Genomic DNA, 15,865 nt, shown 5'->3' with positions numbered 1-15,865 from the left:
TCTTGATGGTCGCCACCATCTGCCCCGCCTCGACCGGGGTGAAGGGCGGCAGGGTGGCGACGGTGATCGCCTCGTCGACGAGGTTGGCGGCGTCGAGGCGGGCGACGTCGACCTGGGTCAGGCCCGGCGCCTCGGCGAAGAGGTTGACCCGGCCGGTGAAGGGCGCGCTCGCCGACAGGCCGGGGCCGGCGACGTGGCCGGCGATGCGGCGCGCCGCCTCGTCCTCCGGCACGTCGTCGGGATCGAGGCGGGCGGCGACGACCTCGGCGATGCCGGCCTGGGCGAGGTCGGCCGTATCGGTCGCCGACAGCACGCGGCCCTTCTTCAGCGTTCGCGCGCCGGCCCTGCGGCTGTGCGCCAGGATGGCGCCCTCCGCCTCCGCCACCGGCACCGGTCCGAACCGCATCGCTCCCGGTCCTCCCGCCTCAGTTCGCCGCCGGCGCGGCGTGCAGCGTCTGGGTGATCTTGCCCAGAATGGAGATCGCGATCTCGGCCGGCGAGACGGCGCCGATGTCGAGGCCGACGGGGGCGTCGATGCGGCCGATCTCGTTGTCGCCGAAGCCCAGTTCCCGGAGCCGCGCCACCCGGGCGGCATGCGTCTTCCGGCTGCCGAGCGCGCCGATGTAGAAGGCGGGCGAGCGGAGCGCGACGGCGAGCGCCGGGTCGTCGAGCTTGGGGTCGTGGGTGAGGGTGACGACGGCCGTGCGCACGTCGGGCTTCACCCGCTCCATCGCTTCGTCCGGCCAGTCGGTGTCGAGCATCACCTCGGGGAAGCGGGCGTCGGTCGCGAAGCCGTGGCGCGGGTCGATGACGACGACCTGGTAGCCGGCGATCGCCGCCATCGGCACCAGCGGCTGGGCGATGTGGACGGCGCCGACGACGACCAGCCGCCGCGGCGGGTTGTAGACGTTGACGAAGACGGCGCCGCCGGCGGTCTGGATGGTGCGGCCGCGATCGTCGCGCAGCGCCTGGCGCACGGCCTCCAGCGTGGCGGCGTCGAGCTCCAGCGCGCCTTCGGCCTCCTCGAAGCCGACCAGCGCCTGGGCGCCGGTCGCGAGGTCGGTCGCCAGCGCCACCGGGGCCTTGGCGGCGCGGCGGGCGCGCAGCGCCTCCAGCGTGGCGCGCCTCATTCGACGCGCTCGACGAAGACCTGCACCTTGCCGCCGCAGGCGAGCCCGACGTCCCACGCCTGCTCGTTGGTGATGCCGAAATCGAGGAGGCGGGGCTTGCCGTCCTCGATGCAGTCGAGCGCCTCGCGCACGACCGCGCCCTCGATGCAGCCGCCCGAGACCGAGCCGACGAAGGCGCCGGCATCGTCGACCGCGAGCTGGCTGCCGACGGGGCGGGGCGAGGAGCCCCAGGTGACGACGACGGTCGCCAGCGCGACGCCGCGGCCGGCGGCGCGCCAGTCGTGCGCCTGGTCCAGGATGTCCGGTTCGCTCATTGGCGGGCTGCCTCCTTCCAGCGGTTGATCTCGGCGGCGTTCACCGGCGCCGGGCGGCCGAGGGCGGCCGCCAGCGCACCGAGGCTCTCCAGGTTGTGGATCGGGCGGAACTCGTCGACATGCGGCATCATCGCCCGCATCCCCTGAGATTTGGGCTGGAAGGCGTCGTAGCGCAACAGCGGGTTCAGCCAGACGAGGCGCCGGCAGGACTTGTGCAGCCGCTCCATCTCGACCGCGAGCCCGTCGGCCGCGTCGCGGTCGAGCCCGTCGGTGATGAGCAGCACGACCGCCCCCTGGCCGAGCACGCGGCGCGACCAGTCGCGGTTGAAGAGGTGCAGCGCCCGGCCGATCCGGGTGCCGCCCGACCAGTCGTCGACCTTCTCGGCGATCGCGCCCAGCGCGAGGTCGATGTCGCGGTGGCGCAGGTGGCGGGTGACGTTGCTGAGGCGGGTGCCGAAGAGGAAGGTGTGGACCCGGTCGCGGTCGTTGGTCAGCGCGTGCAGGAAATGCAGCAGCATCCGCGAATAGCGCGCCATCGAACCCGAGATGTCGCACAGCACGACCAGCGGCGGGTGCCGCCGCCGCCGCTCCTTGCGGCGCAGCGGGATGGTGCCGCCACCCGACCGCATCGCCGCCCGCAGCGTCGCGCGCAGGTCGGCGCGGGCGCCGCGCGGGTCCGGCCGGAAGCGGCGGATCGGCACGTCCATGATCGGCAGCCGCATGCGGCCGATGATCGCCTTCGCCTGGGCGACCTCGTCCGCCGACATCGCCTCGAAATCCATGGTCTGGATCAGCTCGCGATCCGACCAGGTGAGGGTGGCGTCGATCTCCAGCTCTTCTTCCTGGCGCTCGCGGGTGCGGCTCGGCCCGTCCTTGCCGTGCAGCGCCTCGGCGACGCGGCGCGACAGCGGCTCCTGCTCCTCGTCCTTGCGGCCGACGTTGGGCAGCAGCAGGCCCATCATCTTCTCGAGCAGCTCGGGATTGCGCCAGAAGACGTGGAACGCCTGGTCGAAGAGCTCGCGATGCTCCTGCCGGTTCACGAACACGGAATGGAGCGTCCAGTAGAAGTCCCGGCGGTCGGTGATGCCGACCGCCTCGACCGCGCGCACCGCGTCGATGACCTTGCCGGGGCCGATCGGCAGGCCCGCCGCCCGCAGGGCCCGGGCGAAATGCATCAGGTTGGGGACGAGGCTGCCGCCGAAATCCTCGCGATTCGGCGGCCGGCGGGGGGCGTCCATCGCCGTCAGGCCGTGCCCGTCGCCGCCATTTCGGCCTTCACCTGGTTGAGGATGCGGTTGGCCTCGCTGCCCTGCACGCGGGCGATGTCGTCCTGGTACTTGAGCAGCGTGCCCAGCGTGTCGTTGACGGTGTCGCGGTCGAGCTCGAAGGAATCGAGCTGCATCAGCGCATGCGTCCAGTCGATGGTCTCGGCCACGCCGGGCTGCTTGAAGAGGTCCATCTTGCGCAGCTCCTGGACGAAGCCGACGACCTGCTTCGACAAGGCCTCGCCGGCGCCGGGACAGCGCACCTTCAGGATCTCCAGCTCGCGCTTGGCCGACGGATAGTCGACCCAGTAGTAGAAGCAGCGCCGCTTGAGGGCGTCGTGGATCTCGCGCGTGCGGTTGGAGGTGACGATGACGATCGGCGGCGCCGCGGCCTTGACGGTGCCGATCTCCGGGATCGTCACCTGGTAGTCGGAGAGGACCTCGAGCAGGTAGGCCTCGAACGGCTCGTCGGTGCGGTCGAGCTCGTCGATCAGCAGCACCGGCGGCCCGGCGGTGTCCGGCTCCAGCGCCTGCAGCAGCGGGCGGCGGATGAGGAACCGGTCGGAGAAGATCTCGTCCTCCATCGTCTCGCGCGCCGACCCCGCGGCCTCGCCGAGGCGGATCTCGATCATCTGCCGGGCATAGTTCCACTCGTAGACCGCCGAGGCGACGTCGAGCCCCTCGTAGCATTGCAGGCGGATCAGCTTGCGCCCGAGCGTCTGGGCCAGGACCTTGGCGATCTCGGTCTTGCCGACCCCGGCCTCGCCCTCCAGGAAGAGCGGGCGTCCGAGCGAAAGCGCGAGATAGACGGCGGTGGCGAGGCTGCGGTCGGCGACGTAGTTCGCGCGGCCGAGCAGCGCCAGCGTCTCGTCCACGGAGGCGGGAAGCGGCATCGGGGGCAGGACCTTTCGAGCGCGGCCGCCAGGGACGGCACGACGTCCGGACGGTCGGGAGGATCAGCCTGAAAGCTAGTGTCTGGGGGGAGCGGTTGCAACGCGGCCCGAGGACGCGGCATCGCGACGCGGCACCGGAGCCTCCGGATCAGGGTTCCGTGAAGTCCCGCATCGCTTCCTGGGTCGCCGCCGGCACGCGGTGGCGGTCGAGGCGGGGGCGGACCCAGCGGTCGATGTGCTCGCCGAGGTCGCCCGGCAGAGCGAACGGGTTGCCGTCGGCGGTGACGCGGGCGCTGGGGCGGCCGCCGGCCGGGCGCTCGACGGAGAAGCGGAGGTCGCGGGGGCCGGCATCCTCGCCGCCGCCGTCGCGGCGGAAGGCGGGCGCGGCCGGGTCGCGCGCGGCCGCGGTGTTGGCGAGGCGGGCGTCGCGGATGGCGACGCCGCCCGGGCCGATCTCGACCGGCAGCCGGCCGGAGTAGCGGCCGCCGCCGGCACCGGCGACCTGGCCGAGGTCGAGGCCGGCCGCCTCCAGCTGCAGCATGGCGCCGTCGAAGGCGGGCGACAGGGTGGCCCGGCCGAGGGTGACGAGGCCGCCCGCCATCTCGAAGCGCGCGGCGGTCAGCTCCGGCCGGCCGGAATCGAGCCGGAACGACACCATGCCGTCGGTGAGCGGCAGCCCGACATCGACCAGCCCGACCGAGAGCGTCTGCGGCCCGGCGGTCGAGAGCGGCGCCAGACCGTCGAGGACGACGACGCCGTTCACCCGCTCGACCCGGCCGAAGGGGAAGGTCGCCGCGTAGTCGCGCAGCAGGACGCGGCAGCGGCCCTCGATTCCGGCGGCGGTCCAGGCGAGGTCGCCGCGCGCCGCGACGCGGCCGGCGGGTCGGGTGGCGACCCGGGCGATCGCCGGCGAGAGGGCAGCGAGCGCCCCCGGCGGAGCGAGGTCGACGGCCGGCAGGCGATAGGCGAGGCGGCCGGCGGCGGGCCCGCTCGCCTCGCCCTCGATCTCGACCGTGCCGGGATCGCCGTCACCGCCGAGCGTGCCGCGGAAGCGAACGGCGCCGGCCGGGCCGTCGCCGGCGAGGCGCAGCGGCAGGGGCCCGAACCAGGGCGGGTCGGCGGTCGAGCGCAGCCGGTCGGCCGCCAGCTCGAAGCGCAGCGGCCCTTCCTCCCAGTGGAGGTCGAGCCGGACCTGCTCGGCGCGCACGCCGCCGGCGGCGGCCACCAGCGCCGGCGTCCGGAATTCCGCCCGGCCGCGGGCGCCGGCGGGCGCGATCGTGCCGTCGAGGGCGAGCGTGCCGGCGTCGAGCCGGATCGGCCCGGCGGGGGAGGCGACCGCGGCCGGACGCAGGGCCAGCCGCAGGGCATGGACGAGGCGGATGCCGTCCGCCGCCTCGACCACGCGCAGCACCGGCACCGGGTCGGGCTCGATGCGGGCGTCGAGGGCCAGCGGCTGGGCGCCGCGGACCGGCCGGTCGAGGAAGGCGACGCTGCCCGGGCGCGAGAGGCGGAGCGCCAAGGCGTCGGCCTCGCGGACGATGTCGGCCGCGCCCTCGACGGTGAAGCGGCGCCCTTCGAGATCGATGCCGGCGAGCGAGGCCGTGACCTGGGCGCCGTCCGCTTCGAGGCGCAGGCGGGCGCGTTCGAGGCCGGCACCGCCCGGCGAGCGCCCGCCGCCCTGGAGGTCCAGTTCCAGCCGTGGCACCGCGCCGCCGCTGCGCCCGGCCGCGATCTCGCCCGAGACGCCCTCGAGCGTCAGGCCGGGCAGGCGCAGTACTGCCTCGCGCAGGGCGAAGCGGAGGGCGGTGCGGCCGTCGCCGTCCGGCGCCAGCCGCACCTCGCCGCCGAAGGCGCCGGCGACGCTGGTCGCCACCACCGAGACCGCGCCCTGCAGCGCGCCCGACCCGGTCTGGACGAGCGCGCCGCGCAGGGTCGCGTTCCAGTCGCCGCCGGGCGCGCGGATCACGGCAGCCGCCTCGCCGAACTCGATATGGGCGATGCGCAGGCCGCTCGCGGTGCGCAGCGCCTCCTCGGCGCGGGCGAGCGAGACCGCCGTCTCGCGGGCGCCGCCGCGGATCGTCACCCCGTCCAGGAGCACGGCGTAGAGGTCGCCGGAGAGGGCCGCCAAGGGGGTGTAGCGGACGGTGACGCGCGCGGCGGCGAGGGTGTCGAGATGCAGGCCCTCGATGCGGGTCTCGAACGGGCCGACATGGCGGACGTCGAGCCGCGCGCCGGGAAAGCCCAGCGTCGCCAGCCGGGCCGCGACGACGCGCTCGACGATCCAGGGCGCCGCCAGCCAGGCCGCGGCGAGGACGGCGAGGCCCGCCGCCGCCGCCGTCCAGCGGCGCACCCGGGCGCGGCCGGTCAGCCGGGCCGGCCTTTGGGCGTCCGGCGACACTTGATCCCGTCGGCGCATGCGACCGACACTGTCCCACGCCTCCATCGTCCGGGCCCGGCGACCGCCGGCCCCGCCTGCCCGATGCTAGTGCAAGACGGGGACCATCGCACCCCCCGCCCAGCAGGAGACCTCTGCCCGTGCCCCAGCCTACGCCCATGACCCTCGACGAGTTCCGCGCCCGCATCGAGCGGGACGGCATCCCCTGCGCGCCCGAGCGCATCGCGGCGCTCTTCGACGCCTATGGCGGAATGCTGGCGCAGGCCGACCGCGTCCGCCGCGCCGTCGCCTATGACGACGAGCCGGCCATGGTCTTTCCGCCGGAGGGAAGGCGATGACGGCGCCGCTCTATTTCCTCACCATCGACGAGGCGTCGCGGCGGATCGCCGCCGGCACGCTGTCGCCGGTCGATCTGGTCCAGGCGGTGGCCGACCGCATCGCCGCCGTCGACGCGAAGCTCGACAGCTACGTCCTGCCGACCGTCGAGACCGCGCTCGCCGAGGCCCGCCGCGCCACGGGCGAGATCGCGGCCGGCCGCCGCCGCGGGCCGCTGCACGGCATCCCGGTCGGGATCAAGGACATCATCCGGACGGCGGGCGTGCGCACCACCTGCCATTCGCACATCCTGGCCGACGACGTGCCGGCGGAGGACGCGGTCGTGGTCGCCCGGCTCAAGGCGGCGGGCGCGATCCCGATGGGCAAGCTCGCGACCCACGAGTTCGCCTTCGGCGGCCCCGACTGGACGCTGCCCTTCCCGCCGGCCCGCAACCCGTGGAACCGCGAGCATTTCACCGCCGGCTCGTCCTCCGGATCGGGGGCGGCGGTCGCCGCCGGCCTCTGCCTCGGCGCGCTCGGCAGCGACACCGCCGGCTCGATCCGCATGCCGGCCGCCTTCTGCGGCATCGCCGGCCTCAAGCCGACCTACGGGCTCGTCTCGCGGCGCGGCGTCTATCCGCTCGCCTTCAGCCTCGACCATGTCGGGCCGATGTGCTGGACGTCGCGCGACTGCGCCCTGATGCTCCAGGCGATCGCCGGCCACGACCCGGACGACCCGGGCTCGGCCGACCGCCCGGTGCCGGACTACGCGGCGGCGCTGACGGGCGACGTGCGGGGCCTGCGCATCGGCGTCGTCCGCCATTTCTACGAGACCGACGACCGCGCCGACGACGAGACGCGGGCGGCCATGGATGCCGGCTTCGCGGTGCTGCGCGGGCTGGGGGCCGAGGTCGAGGACGTCACCCTGTCGCCGGCCCAGGACTACAGCGCCTGCGGCAACATCCTGATGCTGGGCGAGGGGTTTGCCGTCCACGAGGCGGAACTGCGCACCCGGCCGGAGAAGTTCGGCTGGATCCTGCGCGAGCGCCTGGTGCTGGGCGGCATGCTCTCGGCCGCCGACTACATCCAGGCGAGCCGCCTGCGCCGCAAGCTGGCGGCCGAGATGGAGCGGGCGCTGGCGCGCTGCGACGTGCTGGTCACGGCCGGTGCCTGGTCGGCGGCGCCGCGGATCGACAATGTGCCGCCGTTCCAGTTCTTCCGCCGCCCGTCGCTGATGTCGCCGGGCAACGTCTCGGGCCTGCCGGCGCTCTCGGTCTGCAACGGCTTCTCCGCCTCCGGGCTGCCGCTCGCCATGCAGGTGATCGGCCGCCGCTTCGACGAGGCGACGGTCTTGCGCGTCGGCGACGCCTTCGAGCGGGCGACGCCCTGGCGCGACCGGCGGCCGGAGCCGTGACGGCCGAGATCCGGGTCCGGCGCGGCGGGGAATGGACCAGCTTCCCCGGCCGGCCGGACGAGTCGCTGGTCGATTCCGGCCGCGCGGTCCGCATCTACCTGCCGGCCAGTTGCTGCAGCGGCACCTGCGGCACCTGCCGGGTCCGGCTCGTCGCGGGCGGGGTCAACGTCACCGACCAGTGCTGGGCCCTGTCGGCGGCCGACCGCGAGGATGGCTACATCCTCGCCTGCCAGTCGGCGCCGGCGACGCCGGTGGTCGAACTCGACTACGACGACTGATACCAAGTCCGGTGGATGCGGAACGACGCCGTCATCGCTGCCGTTGCGTCCCTCGACTTCGCTCAGGGTGAGGGACGTTATTGTTCTGATTGAATTTTCTCATCCCGAGCGACGTCGAGGGACGCAACGGACGCTGGCCGGCACCATGTGGCATTGAGCTTCGGACTTGGTATGAGCGGGCAGGCTCCGCCGGGCCGCATCGCACTCCGCGCAGCCGGCATCCGGCGAATGCAGGAAGAACAGCGGGTCGGCGACGAGGTGCTGGCGGACGAGTGCGACGATGTCGCGGGACCGGGCGAGGCGGGCATGGGCCCGGCCGACCGGGCCCTCGCGCTGTCGGCCCGCGGCACGCAGCCAGCCGTCGGCCAGCGCGAAGCGTTCGCAGCAATGGTCGTTCTCGCCGTACTCGATGCGGACCGGCCGGCCGTCGCGCAGGATCGTGACGTGGTGCGGCACGCGGTAGGGGACGCCCGCCAGCACCTCGGCGAGATGCAGCGTCGTGTCCGCATCGTGCCCGACGCCGAGCAGCAGCACCTGCCCGTCCCGATCGTGGACGCGGTCGACCGGGCTGCCGGGCGCGTGCGGCGGCAGGGGCAGGGGACCGTCGACGATCGCCGCCGCCTGCGGGCCGAACGCGGCGAAGGCGAAGGGATGGGAACTGCGCAGCGCGCCGGGCCGGCGGCGGAAATGCTCGGCCACGATGCCGAGGTCGGAGGCGGCGGGCGTCGCCGCCGGATCGAACGGGGTCGCGTCGTCCCCCGTCCAGGACGGCATGACCAGCGTGCCGCCCGGTCCGATCGCTGCCAGCAGCGCGTCGACCAGCCCCTCCGGCCCGCCATCGACCGGCCGTACGGCCCGGAAGCTCGAATGCACCAGCAGCACGCCGCCGGCCGCGACGCCGAGCACCCGGAGCTGGGCGGCGATCGCGGCGACGCGCATCAGATGATCGTCATCTCGAGCGCGATGAAGTTGGTCGCCGAGAGCGCGGCGAGCGGGGTTCCCAGCAGCGTGACGGAGTTGCCGCCGCCGAGATCGATGACGGTGCTTCCGGCGACCTCCGTCGCCTGGGCCAGCAGTTCGGCCGGAGTGTCGAGGCCGGTGCCGTTGACGCCCATCTGGACGATGATCTGCTCCAGCGCCGCGTCGAAGTCGGTCACGAGGTCGGCGCCGCTGGCGTTCCCGAAATAGAAGACGTCGGGGCCGTCGCCGCCGGTCAGGGTGTCGTTCTGCGTGCCGCCGAAGAGATGGTCGGCGCCGTTGCCGCCCAGCATCGTGTCGGCGCCGGCGTCGCCGACCAGCGTGTCGTCCCCGGAGTCGCCGAGCAGCAGGTCGCCGTCCGCGCCGCCGCTGGCGAAGTCGTCGCCGTCGCCGCCGGCGATGAAGTCCAGGCCGCCGCCGCCGTCGAGCAGGTCGTTGCCATTGCCGCCGGCAAGCGAGTCCAGGCCGTCCTGGCCGAGGAGAGTGTCGGCGCCGTTGCCACCGCCGAGGAAGTCGTTGCCGCTGCCACCGTCCGCGATGTCGCTGCCGTCGCCGCCGTCGATCGTGTCGCCCCCGGAATCGCCGCGCATGTCGTCGCCGTCGTCTTCGCCGAACAGCAGGTCGTCGCTGTCCCCCCCGAACACGAGGTCGAAGCCGGCACCGCCCTGGATCGTGTCGCTGCCGCTCTCGCCGGACAGCAGGTCGTTCCCCGCCCCACCGATGACCCGGTCGCCGCCGCCGCCGGCTCCGATGATGTCGTCGCCATCGCCACCGTCGAGCGTATCCCCACCGCCGCCGCCGAGGATCGTGTCGGCCCCGTCGCCGCCCTGGACCATGCCGGGATCGATGACGGAGGTACGGTCGAGGGTCTCGACGTCGATCGGTCCCTTGGACCCGGTGTCGTCCGCGTGGCCGGTGAACAGCCAGTCGTTGCCGGCCCCGCCCGAGATCCAGTTGGCGCCGGTACCGCCGATGATGCTGTCATCGCCGTCGCCGCCCGTGATCGTGTCGGCACCGGCCACGCCGGCAATCGTGTCGGCGCCGAGGCCGCCTTCGACCAGATCGTTCCCGTTGCCGCCGACCAGGGTATCCGCACCATCGCCACCGTCGATGGTGTCGTCGCCATCGTCGCCGCTGAGCAGGTCGTCGCCGTCCTCGCCGAACAGGCGATCGTTGCCCTCGCCGCCGGCCACGATATCATTGCCCCCGCCGCCGCGCAGCGTGTCGGCGCCGGCCTCGCCCAGAATGAGATCCGCCTCGTCGCCGCCGAGGGCGAGGTCGTTCCCGGCCCCGGCGCCGATGATGTCGTTGCCCTCGCCGCCGTCGACCTGGTCGGCGCCGGCGCCGGACAGCAGCCAGTCCGCCCCTGCGCCGCCGCTCAGGGTCGCCGGGCCGGTTCCGGGGCGCGAGAAATTCGTGAAATCGAAGATTGCCTCGAGAGGAAAGCCGTCCGGCGCACCGGTCACCATGGTGTCGTTGCCGCTGCCGCCGGACAGGCTGTCGCTGCCGTTGCCGCTGCCGCCGATGAGGAAGTCGTCGCCGGCATTGCCTTCCAGCATGTCGCTGCCGATGCCGCCGAAGACGGTGTCGTTGCCGATGTTGCCGTCGATCCAGTCGTCGCCCGCCTCGCCCAGCACCCGGTCGTCGCCCTGGCCGCCGAACAGGGTGTCGTCGCCGATGCCGCCATAGACGAGGTCATTGCCGATGTTGCCGTTGACGTGCCAGTCGCTGCCGTCGTCGCCATAGACCGTGTCGTCGCCCTGGCCACCGCGCACAAAGTCGGCGCCGGGGCCGCCCGAGACCGTGTCGCTGCCGGTGTTGCCGTTGATGGCGTCGTCGCCGGCCTCGCCCAGCACGAGGTCGTCGCCGTCGCCGCCGAGGATCAGGTCGTTGCCGTCGCCGCCCCAGATCGAATCGTCGTTGCTGCCGTCGTTCGACAGGTTGGTGCCGCCGAACAGCAGGTCGTCGCCGGACTCGCCCAGGATGCGGTCGTCGCCGCCCGCCCCGAGGACGAGATCGACGCCGTCGCCGCCATAGGCGAGGTCGTCGCCGCCGCCGAGGTCGACGAGGTCGTCGCCGGCCAGCGCGAAGACGGTGTCGAGGCCGGAAAAGGCGAAATGGGTGTCGTTCCCCGCCGTACCGGAAAGGAAGTCGTTGCCGTCGGTGCCGTTCGCCATCACGCCCCCCGCTCTCCCGACGGCATTGCGGCTGTGGCCCGCACCGTCGCGCGACACGCTATCGCGTCGGGCGGGTGCGGGCCATGGCGTATGCGCGGCGCGGCTAGCCGATCCCCAGCCCGCGATCGAGCGTCACCTCGACCAGGGTCGGCTGGCCGCCGGCGATGCCGGCGCGGATCTGGTCGACGGCGTCGGCGACCGTGCGGGCGTGGGTCGAGGCGACGCCCATGGCGCGGGCGAGCGACTGGAACTCGATCGCCGGGTCTTCCAGGTCCATGCCGACATAGGTGCCGGTCTGGGCGGCATGGCCGCGCAGCGCGTTCACCCGCTGCTTCAGGATGCGGTAGGAGGAGTTGTTGAGGATGACGAAGACGACCCCGAGCCGGTAGCGCGCGGCGGTCCACAGTGCCTGGCAACTGTACATGGCGCTGCCGTCGCCGACGATCGCCACCACCGGCCGGTCGGGGAGCGCCACCTTGACGCCGACGGCGGCCGGCAGGCCCCAGCCGATGCCGCCGCCGCGCAGGCCGAAGAAGCTCTGCGGGTCGCGGCTCGGGATCAGGTTGCGGATGCCGCCGGCGGACGACAGGGCTTCCTCGATGACCACGGCGTCGGGCGGCAGGGCGCGGCCGACCGCCTCCAGCAGGGCGGCCGCCTGCACCGGGGACTTGCCGGCCTCGGCGCGTGCCTTGGCGGCCAGGGCCTCGCGCTCGCCGGCGATCCGCGCCCGCATGTCGGCGCCGCGCCGCGCCATCGCCGTGCGGCGGCCGTCGTCGAGGCGGCGGCGCACCGCGTCCGTGATCTCGGGCAGGGTCGCCTTCGGGTCGCCCAGCATCGCCACCCGGGCCGGGTAGTTCTTGCCGAGCTCCCACGGGTCGAGGTCGAGATGGATGGTGACGAGCCCCTCCGGGATCGGCTCGACGTCCGACGGCAGCGACAGGGTGAAGAGGTCGCCGCCGACCGAGAACATGGTGTCGAACTGCCCGAGGAGCTGGCGCAGCCCCGGCGACAGCCGCCCCATGGCGCCGCGGTAGAGCGGATGGTCGGTCGGGAAGGAGGCGGTGTTCGACACGCCCTCGAGATAGACCGGCGCGCCAAGAAGGTCGGCCAGCGCCGCCAGTTCGTCGTGGGCGCGGCTCTGGGCGACGGCGTCGCCCGCCACCAGCACCGGCCGCTCGGCCTGCACCAGGAGGTCGGCCGCCGCCTCGACCGCCGCGCGGTCGGCGCGGATGCGCGGGGCGACGCGGGTGGCGGCGAGGAGGTCGATCTCGGCCTCGTCGTTCAGGATGTCGCCCGGCAGCGACAGGAAGACCGGGCCCGTCGGCGGCGCCAGGGCGGTCTTGGCGGCGCGGTGGACGATGCGCGGCAGGTCGGCCAGGCGATGGACCTCGGTCGACCACTTGACCAGCGGCCGCGCCATCGTCGGCAGGTCGGCCCACAGGATCGGCTCGGTGACGTTGAAGCTCTGTTCGTGCTGGCCGGCGGTCACCAGGATGGGCGCCGCCGCCTTCTGGGCGTCGTAGAGCATGCCCATGGCGTTGCCGAGGCCGGGGGCGACGTGGAGGTTGACGACGGCGAGCTTGCCGGACGCCTGGGCATAGCCGTCGGCCATGCCCATCACCACCCCCTCGTGGAGGCCGAGGACGTAGCGGATGTCGGTGTCGACCGCGAGCGCGTCCATCAGCGGCAGTTCGGTCGTCCCCGGGTTGCCGAAGAGGACGTCGACGCCCTCCTGCTTCAGGAGTTCCAGGAAGGCGCGCTTGCCGGTCATGCTGGGCATCTCGTCTCCTCCGCGGGCGTTGTCGTCGGTTGCCGGGTGAAGCATAGCGCGAAGCGGGCTATATCTGTCCCCGTCCCGACCGGCGTTCCGCGCATCTCGCGCCTGGCCCCACCAGCCGCCGGTCCAGCCTTGCCGGAGTAGCCATGACCGATGCCGCCCTCGGCGCACCGGTACCGAGAACGCGCGCGTTCGCGATTGCCGCCGTGGCGCTGGCCGCCGTCGCCTTCAGCCTCAACGGCTTCTTCGTCCGCAACCTGGAGGCGGCCGGCACCTGGCAGATCGTCTTCTGGCGGGCGAGCGGCCTCGCGCTCGCCGTGTCGGCGATGTTCCTGTGGCAGCATCGGCGCCGCGCCGCCGCGGTCTTCCGGCAGGGGCTGCCGATCGCTCTCGTCGCCGCCCCCACCCAGGGCGTCGGGGTGATCCTCTTCATCTACTCGCTGACCCACACCACCGTCGCCAACACGATGATGATGCTGAGCGCGACGCCGCTCTTCGCCGCGCTCCTCGGCTGGGCCTTCCTCGGCGAGCGGGTCGGCTGGGCGACGGCGGCCGCGATCGCCGCCACCATGGCCGGGATCGGCCTGATGACGGTCGACGGGCTGGCCGGCGGCTCGCTGTGGGGCAACCTCGCCGCGCTCGGCAATGCCGCCACCTTCGCGATCTTCATCACCTATCTGCGGCGCGGCCGCGGCGGCGACATGCGGCCGACGGTCATCCTGGGCGCCCTGACCGGGGTCGTGCTGGCGGCCCTGATCGGCGACGGCATCCTGGCGGCGCCGCTCCACGACATCCTGCTCTGCCTCGCCTGGGGCGCCTTCGCCCAGACCGCGGGCATGACGCTGATGCTGATCGGCTCGCGCGGGCTGCCGGCGGCGGAGATCTCGCTGGTGGCGATGGTCGAGTTCGTGCTGGCGCCGACCTGGGCCTGGACGGTGACGGGCGAACTGCCGACGCCGCTGTCGGCGACGGGCGGCGGCATCATCTTCGCGGCGATGCTCGGCTGGTCGTTCCGCCGCGCCCGCCTCGACCGGCCGGTGCCGCTGCGCCCGACGGGAAGCTGACGGCCGGCCGCCGCCAGAGGAGCCGGGGACGGCGGCCAGCGGCGCCCCGCCCGCCGGCGGCGACGGGGCCAATGGCCGGGATGGCCGCTCCCCGACCTCCCCCGGATGGCGGGACTCGTTCGCAGGGCCGAGCCGTCGCCGCCGAAGGGGGGCGGCTGCGCCGCGCGCGGGCCCGGCCGATCGACCGTCGCTCCAGGGATACGAAGGAAAGACGGGTCCGGACGAAACCTAAAATTGCGTGGGACTCGAAGAACAAACGTGGATTACAGTCCTCATGGATCGGGAATACGGGGGTGGCGGCGACGTACGGCGGCGGTGACTGGGGGATTGGGTCATGGCATTTGGCGCGATCGGAGGGCAGGGCTCCGGAGTATCACGCGGGTATGACGTCTCCATCGACGCGTCCCGGAACACTTACGTCACCGGTTATTTCAGCGGGACGGTCGATTTCGATGGCGCTGGCAGCGCGGCGCCGCTGGTCGTGGTGGGCGAGGATTTCTTTGTCGTTAAGTACGACGCCGATGGGAACCTCCTCTGGGTGCGTAACCCAGGAAGTTCCTCCTCCAACGACGCTGGCAATGGCATCGCGGTTGACGGGTCCGGGAACAGCTATGTCACGGGATATTTTGCGGGGACGGTCGATTTTGACGGCGCCGGCAGCGCCCCCCCGCTTGTCGCGGTCATCCACGATCACTTCGTCCTGAAATACGACGCCGAGGGGTCGGTCCTCTGGGTGCGTAGCCCGGGAAGTTCCAGCGCATTCGAACAAGGGCGAGGTATCGCTCTCGACGAGTTCGGCAACAGCCACGTCACTGGATACTTCAGCGGCACGGTCGACTTCGACGGTGCCGGGAGCGCGCCGCCGGTCGTCGCGTTAGGCTACGACCACTTCGTCGCGAAGTAGGACACGGACGGGACGCTCCTCTGGGTGCGCAACGCCGGAAGTTCCAGCGCCAACGAGCAAGGCGAGGGCATCGCCGTCGATGGGTCCGGGAACAGCTACGTCGCGGGGTCTTTCAACGGGACCGTTGATTTCGATGGTGCCGGCGGCGCGCCGCCGCTGGTTTCGGTCGACCAGGATGTCTTCGTTGCGAAGTACGACACCGAGGGGACGCTCCTCTGGGTGCGTAACCCCGGGAGTTCCTCCTCCCATGAGTACGGCCTGGGCATCGCGGTCGACGGGTCCGGGAACAGCTACGTCACGGGCGATTTCTACGGGACAGTCGATTTCGACGGCGTAGGCAGCGCCCCGCCGCTGGTCGCCGTTAATAATGATTATTTCGTCGCAAAGTACGATCCCGACGGCAATTTGATCTGGGTGCGCAACCCCGGGAGTTCCGCCTCCGGCGAGACGGGCCAGGGCATCGCGCTCGACGGGTCCGGCAACAGCTACGTCACGGGATATTTCAGCGGGACGGTCGATTTCGACGGTGCCGGCAGCGTGCCGCCGCTCGTCGCTGCGTACACGGACCATTTCGTCGCGAAGTACGATTCCGACGGGAACCTCCTCTGGGTGCGCAACTCGGGGAGTTCCAATTCCGACGAGCTTGGCCGAGGTATCGCGGTCGACGGGTCGGGCAAGAGCTACGTCACGGGATATTTTTCGGGAACGGTCGACTTCGACCCCGGGCCGGGCACGGCATTGCTGGAGACGGTGACTGGCTATCTCAAGCATTTCCTCCTCAGCTATACGCCGACGGGGGAACTCGGCGACGCCGACACGGCGCCCCCCGCCGTCTCCGCTCCGGACCTGGATGCCCTCAGCGACAGCGGCGCCTCCGGCACCGACAATGTCACCAATGCCGACCCGCTGACCTTCACCGGCACCGGCGAGGCCGGCGCCGCGGTCGAACTCTTCGCCGACA

14 protein-coding genes and 1 pseudogene are annotated in these 15,865 nt (G+C 72.8%); 6 read left to right on the top strand and 9 right to left on the bottom strand.

What is annotated here, in order from left to right:
* The 6 genes and pseudogenes from ACE3Q3_RS18615 to ACE3Q3_RS18590 all read right to left on the bottom strand — a co-directional run.
* Window positions 1–406: pseudogene (locus ACE3Q3_RS18615) on the bottom strand (4-diphosphocytidyl-2C-methyl-D-erythritol kinase); the annotation flags it as partial.
* Window positions 407–425: 19 nt separating this feature from the next.
* Window positions 426–1,130, bottom strand: coding sequence for an XdhC family protein (locus tag ACE3Q3_RS18610; RefSeq protein ID WP_374448640.1), 705 nt, complete (start codon window positions 1,128–1,130; stop codon window positions 426–428).
* Complete coding sequence (locus ACE3Q3_RS18605) at window positions 1,127–1,444, bottom strand: XdhC family protein (protein WP_374448638.1); 318 nt, start codon at window positions 1,442–1,444, stop codon at window positions 1,127–1,129. Before ACE3Q3_RS18605 ends, ACE3Q3_RS18610 begins: the two co-directional genes overlap by 4 nt.
* Window positions 1,441–2,682: a VWA domain-containing protein gene (locus ACE3Q3_RS18600; protein ID WP_374448637.1), complete on the bottom strand. Its 1,242-nt coding sequence runs from the start codon at window positions 2,680–2,682 to the stop codon at window positions 1,441–1,443. The genes ACE3Q3_RS18605 and ACE3Q3_RS18600 overlap by 4 nt, the downstream gene beginning before the upstream one ends.
* Before the next feature lie 5 nt (window positions 2,683–2,687).
* Window positions 2,688–3,602 (bottom strand): AAA family ATPase, encoded by a 915-nt coding sequence (locus tag ACE3Q3_RS18595; protein WP_374448634.1) that lies wholly within the window; start codon window positions 3,600–3,602, stop codon window positions 2,688–2,690.
* A 148-nt stretch (window positions 3,603–3,750) separates the two neighbouring features.
* Window positions 3,751–6,000 (bottom strand): YdbH domain-containing protein, encoded by a 2,250-nt coding sequence (locus ACE3Q3_RS18590; protein ID WP_374448633.1) that lies wholly within the window; start codon window positions 5,998–6,000, stop codon window positions 3,751–3,753.
* 137 nt (window positions 6,001–6,137) lie between these two features.
* Here ACE3Q3_RS18590 and ACE3Q3_RS18585 point away from each other — a divergent pair, with 137 nt between their 5' ends.
* The 3 genes from ACE3Q3_RS18585 to ACE3Q3_RS18575 are packed head-to-tail and all read left to right on the top strand — an operon-like array spanning window position 6,138 to window position 8,004.
* On the top strand, window positions 6,138–6,335 hold the full coding sequence (locus ACE3Q3_RS18585; protein WP_374448631.1) for a hypothetical protein: 198 nt from the start codon (window positions 6,138–6,140) through the stop codon (window positions 6,333–6,335).
* Window positions 6,332–7,726 carry an amidase gene (locus ACE3Q3_RS18580; RefSeq protein ID WP_374448628.1) on the top strand — a complete coding sequence of 465 codons (1,395 nt, stop codon included), beginning with the start codon at window positions 6,332–6,334 and terminating at the stop codon, window positions 7,724–7,726. Before ACE3Q3_RS18585 ends, ACE3Q3_RS18580 begins: the two co-directional genes overlap by 4 nt.
* Complete coding sequence (locus ACE3Q3_RS18575; protein WP_374448625.1) at window positions 7,723–8,004, top strand: 2Fe-2S iron-sulfur cluster-binding protein; 282 nt, start codon at window positions 7,723–7,725, stop codon at window positions 8,002–8,004. The genes ACE3Q3_RS18580 and ACE3Q3_RS18575 overlap by 4 nt, the downstream gene beginning before the upstream one ends.
* 99 nt (window positions 8,005–8,103) lie before the next feature.
* Here the strand turns inward: ACE3Q3_RS18575 and aac(3)-IV are convergent, their stop codons facing one another.
* From aac(3)-IV to ACE3Q3_RS18560, 3 genes are all read right to left on the bottom strand, one after another.
* Complete coding sequence (gene aac(3)-IV / locus ACE3Q3_RS18570; RefSeq protein WP_374448623.1) at window positions 8,104–8,943, bottom strand: AAC(3)-IV family aminoglycoside N-acetyltransferase; 840 nt, start codon at window positions 8,941–8,943, stop codon at window positions 8,104–8,106.
* Window positions 8,943–11,159 carry a calcium-binding protein gene (locus ACE3Q3_RS18565; protein WP_374448621.1) on the bottom strand — a complete coding sequence of 739 codons (2,217 nt, stop codon included), beginning with the start codon at window positions 11,157–11,159 and terminating at the stop codon, window positions 8,943–8,945. Before ACE3Q3_RS18565 ends, aac(3)-IV begins: the two co-directional genes overlap by 1 nt.
* 103 nt (window positions 11,160–11,262) lie before the next feature.
* Entirely contained in the window at window positions 11,263–12,939 is a 1,677-nt protein-coding gene (locus ACE3Q3_RS18560) for a thiamine pyrophosphate-binding protein (protein WP_374448620.1), read from the bottom strand.
* Window positions 12,940–13,082: 143 nt separating this feature from the next.
* Between ACE3Q3_RS18560 and ACE3Q3_RS18555 the strand changes: the two genes are divergently transcribed.
* The 3 genes from ACE3Q3_RS18555 to ACE3Q3_RS18545 form a co-directional block, all read left to right on the top strand.
* Window positions 13,083–14,000: a DMT family transporter gene (locus ACE3Q3_RS18555; protein ID WP_374448618.1), complete on the top strand. Its 918-nt coding sequence runs from the start codon at window positions 13,083–13,085 to the stop codon at window positions 13,998–14,000.
* 334 nt (window positions 14,001–14,334) lie between these two features.
* Entirely contained in the window at window positions 14,335–14,904 is a 570-nt protein-coding gene (locus ACE3Q3_RS18550) for an SBBP repeat-containing protein (RefSeq protein WP_374448615.1), read from the top strand.
* A 24-nt stretch (window positions 14,905–14,928) separates the two neighbouring features.
* Window positions 14,929–15,865: SBBP repeat-containing protein (locus ACE3Q3_RS18545; protein ID WP_374448613.1), on the top strand; the 937-nt coding region annotated here is incomplete at its 3' end.

This window comes from Allostella sp., assembly GCF_041913585.1.
Lineage (GTDB): Bacteria > Pseudomonadota > Alphaproteobacteria > ATCC43930 > Allostellaceae > Allostella.
The sequence above is the reverse complement of the archived record's forward strand: the minus strand, read 5'-3'. Positions and strand labels throughout refer to the sequence as shown.